General features: G+C 54.9%; 1 pseudogene. It reads left to right on the top strand.

Going from position 1 to position 443, the window contains the following annotated elements:
* Positions 1-443: pseudogene (locus ACM43_RS09540) on the top strand (hypothetical protein); the annotation flags it as partial.

Below are 443 nucleotides of genomic sequence, written 5' to 3'. Positions count from 1 at the left end.
AATCTGGATTTTCCCGAGCGAAAGATTCAGCTGCACAAGGTCGATCCGTCTGCCGAGGAGCTTGCCCTTATCGAAGCTATCGCCAAACCTATCCAGAAGCTAAATCGGCTAGCGCAGATAAGCATTCTCCAAGCACTGACCAGCAGCCCGCACGCGCTTATGGCCCAGCTTCAGACTATGGCTCGCAACGAGACGGTGCCGATGGAGCTTGCGGAGACTGTCAAAGCCATCGTCACACCCATGAAGACAAGCGCGAAGCTTGAAGGGCTTCGCCAACTCGTTTCGTTGCTCAAGCAGGAAAATCCGACCAGCTGGCGTATGGTCGTATTCACTGGGCGGCGTGAAACTCAGACCACGATCCAGGCGTTTCTCGAGGAGCTCGGTCTCAAGGTCGGCATCATCAATGGATCATCCGGCCAAAGAAACCAAGAGACCATAGCTCG

The organism is Bradyrhizobium sp. CCBAU 45321, from assembly GCF_028128975.1.
In the GTDB taxonomy this organism is placed as follows: domain Bacteria; phylum Pseudomonadota; class Alphaproteobacteria; order Rhizobiales; family Xanthobacteraceae; genus Bradyrhizobium; species Bradyrhizobium yuanmingense.
This window is presented reverse-complemented; position numbering and strand designations above follow the sequence as displayed.